The sequence below is a fragment of the Arthrobacter sp. Hiyo1 genome, assembly GCF_001263615.2.
Lineage (GTDB): Bacteria > Actinomycetota > Actinomycetes > Actinomycetales > Micrococcaceae > Arthrobacter.
In genome coordinates this window covers 159,849-162,689 of record NZ_DF952471.1, presented here as the reverse complement: position 1 = coordinate 162,689, position 2,841 = coordinate 159,849, and the positions used below count along the sequence as shown (strand labels likewise).

4 protein-coding genes are annotated in these 2,841 nt (G+C 64.4%); 3 read left to right on the top strand and 1 reads right to left on the bottom strand.

Features of this window, described 5'->3' with window-relative positions:
* The coding region (locus AHiyo1_RS12310; protein ID WP_148667570.1) for an ABC transporter ATP-binding protein at window positions 1–1,106 on the bottom strand (1,106 nt) is incomplete at its 3' end.
* A gap of 100 nt (window positions 1,107–1,206) precedes the next feature.
* Between AHiyo1_RS12310 and AHiyo1_RS12305 the strand changes: the two genes are divergently transcribed.
* From AHiyo1_RS12305 to AHiyo1_RS12295, 3 genes are all read left to right on the top strand, one after another.
* Complete coding sequence (locus AHiyo1_RS12305; protein WP_059388760.1) at window positions 1,207–1,638, top strand: MarR family winged helix-turn-helix transcriptional regulator; 432 nt, start codon at window positions 1,207–1,209, stop codon at window positions 1,636–1,638.
* A gap of 183 nt (window positions 1,639–1,821) precedes the next feature.
* A complete protein-coding gene (locus AHiyo1_RS12300) occupies window positions 1,822–2,100 on the top strand; it encodes a hypothetical protein (protein ID WP_059388759.1) in 279 nt (92 codons plus the stop codon).
* A 246-nt stretch (window positions 2,101–2,346) separates the two neighbouring features.
* Window positions 2,347–2,712 (top strand): carboxymuconolactone decarboxylase family protein, encoded by a 366-nt coding sequence (locus AHiyo1_RS12295; RefSeq protein ID WP_340639319.1) that lies wholly within the window; start codon window positions 2,347–2,349, stop codon window positions 2,710–2,712.
* The last annotated feature ends 129 nt before the right edge of the window (window positions 2,713–2,841 follow it).

Here is a 2,841-nt window from a genome sequence, read left to right as displayed (position 1 = left end):
CCAGCGGGACGGGCCGCGCCGGGGGGAGTGATCTCGGGAGCCAAGTCCAGGTACTCAAAGATGCGGCTGAACAGGGCCATTGCGGTGACCCATTGGACGCCGAGATCCAGCAAGCTCATGACCGGGCGGAAGATGGCGCCTTGCAGCGCGGTGAACGCCACGAGCGTGCCGATGGTCATGCCGCCGCTGGTGACGGGCAGTCCGGCGGCGAGGTAGATCAGCGCCGGAATGGCCGAGAAGATTATGCCCATGGTGGACATGCGCCAGCGGCCGGCCAACTGGGAGCGCATCTCCAGGCCGATCAGCCTTTTGGAGCTTTCCGTGTAGCGGTGGGCGTCGCGTTTGGTGGTTCCGAGGGTTTTGGAGAGCCTGACGCCGGAGACTGACAGCCCTTCCTCGACCTGGGTGTTCATGGTGGCCAGCTCGCTTTGCAGCGTTGACGTGATGTTGCGCCGGAGCAGTGCCACCCGGCGCGTGAACCAAACAGCCGGCGGTATCACTATCAGGGACAAGAGCGAGAGCCCGGGCGAAATGGCCACCATGGCGATGGCGGTGGCAATGGCCGTGGTCAGGTTGGACGCAACACCGGTCGCGGTGGAGGTGATGACTTGCTGCAGGCCGGAAATGTCGTTGTTCAGCCGCGACTGCACCTCGCCACTGCGGGTCCGGGTAAAGAATCCGAGCGATTGCTTTTGCAAGTGGGTGAACAGGCGCGTGCGCAAGGTGTGCATGATCTTCTGGCCCATGCCCGTGGTCATCCACGTCTGCAGCACGCCAATCAGCGCGGTTGCGGCGGCCACGGCGATCAATCCGGCGGCCAGCCACGCGAGCAGTGGCAGATCCTTGCCGGGCAGCGCGACGTCGATGATGTGGCGGACCAGGAACGGCTGCGCCAGGCCGATGATGCTTGAAGCGCTGATGAGAAGCACGACGACGGCGATGGTCGCCTTGTGCGGGGTGAACAGCCCGGCGATCCGTTTGAGGCTCACGGGGTGCTGTTTCAACTGGGTACGGTCCGCGGGATTGAGGCGGGCGGGGCCGCGGCCGGGACTTCGGGCTCCGACGCCCGGTCGATGGGGATTTTGGGTGAGGATGTTCTCCGTCATAAGCACCACCTCCAGTGGCGAGCGGGGCGCGGGAATCGCGCCTACTAATACAGAGGTTACCTCACTATGTGGCTACAGGTCAAATTGCTAGACTGACAGAATGCAGTCACAGCCCTCAGATTCTGCCGACCTTGGCGATCTCTTCCATGCCGCCTTCCGGGGGCTGCGCCGGACCTGGGCCGAGCAGCTGTCTCCGTGGGAGCTGACGCCGCACCAATGGCGGGCGCTCATGACTCTTATGCGCCCGGCGCCAGGGGACCCGATTCGGCTGAAAGACTTGGCGGAACGGCTGCGCATTGCGCCACGATCGGCCACGGAAGTGGTGGACCAGCTCGAGGTCAAAGGCCTCGTCCGCCGCGATCCGGACCCCACGGACCGGCGCGCCACCCTCGTCGCCGCCACCAGGGACGGGCAGCAACTCTTTGCGAAGATCGGCGCTGAAAGGCGTGGCAAGTCTTCCGAGTACTTTGCCCGGCTCAGCGCAGAAGATCGCGCCGAATTGGCCCGGATTCTGGGTCAGCTCGGGGACTGAAGCGAACGCCGCCCGCCTGCCAAGTTGCCGCAGAGTAGGTAGAGTCGAAGCCATGACTCGCCGGAAGGTTCCAGTTGCCCTCGTCGCGCTCCCTTTCGCGTTGTGCCTGATCGCACTTGCGCCAGCAGAGAGAGCGGGGGCCGCAAACTGCGATTCGCAAGGGCTTCTGGGGGTGGTTGGCATGTGCTCTCCCGCCAACTCCCCATCTCCCCGGCCATCGGAAAAACCCACTCCGTCGGCCACGGCTATCCCGCCTGTACAACCGCAACCCCAGCCGGATCCCGGCGTCGCGGTTCCGTCCGGTGGCGCCTCAACGCCTTCGACGGCGGTGACCGTGCGGGCGGACCCAACTCAGGCCGCGCCACCGGCGGCAACCACAGCTACAGTGCCTTCGCCGATCGTTTCCAGCCTGAGCCCCTCGACGCAAAATTCAACCTCCGCGGCGACCGCTACCCGGATTGACCCGGGCGCCCCCGCCCAGAGTGACCATCCCATTGCTCCAAGCGTTTCAGTGGCTGGAATCCTGTTGGCCTTCGGCGGAACCTCATCGCCGCAGGCGGAGTGGTAGCCTCAGAAGATATCCGCCGCTCTAACCCCCGGCCCGCGGAGTTCATCGGGAAACAGGTAATAGCGGACCCTGCCTCATTCCGGTGGCCATTCCTAGGATTGAAAGCAAGTCGACAAGCTTTCACTAACAAGGAGAACCCCATGACCGAACCATCCCGTGCCCAGCAACTCGTCGGAGACATCTCGCCCAAACTTGCCTCACTCACCGACGACGTTCTCTTCGCTGACGTCTGGGAACGCCCCGAATTGGCCAAGCGGGACCGGAGCCTCATTACCGTTGCCTGTCTCGTGACAAGCGGCAGCACTGAACAGCTTTTTGGCCACCTGCGTCTCGCGAAGGCAAACGGACTCAGCGAAACCGAATTGAGCGAGGCTATTACGCACCTGGCGTTCTATGCGGCTGGCCCAAGGCGATGTCCGCCATGGCGGTCGCCAAGCAGGTGTTTGCCGAGTAGCCAAGTCCGCGCGAGTAGCCAAGTCCGCGTCAGGGGCGCTTGGCGCCCCTAGCCAGGCTTGCTGCCGGAAGTCAGGCCTGCGGGGTGTGCCCCTGGAGTGAGGCAATCTGTGCACGCGCGGCTGCGATGAGTTCCTCGTTAGTGTTGGCGTGGCCGTTGAGGCCCCAGCCGCCGTCGGGCG

What these genes read in the sequence shown, in the direction of transcription:
- AHiyo1_RS12305 (WP_059388760.1), top strand. Translation starts at nt 1,207, where the DNA reads ATGCAGTCACAGCCCTCAGATTCTGCCGACCTTGGCGATCTCTTCCAT.
- AHiyo1_RS12295 (WP_340639319.1), top strand. Translation starts at nt 2,347, where the DNA reads ATGACCGAACCATCCCGTGCCCAGCAACTCGTCGGAGACATCTCGCCC.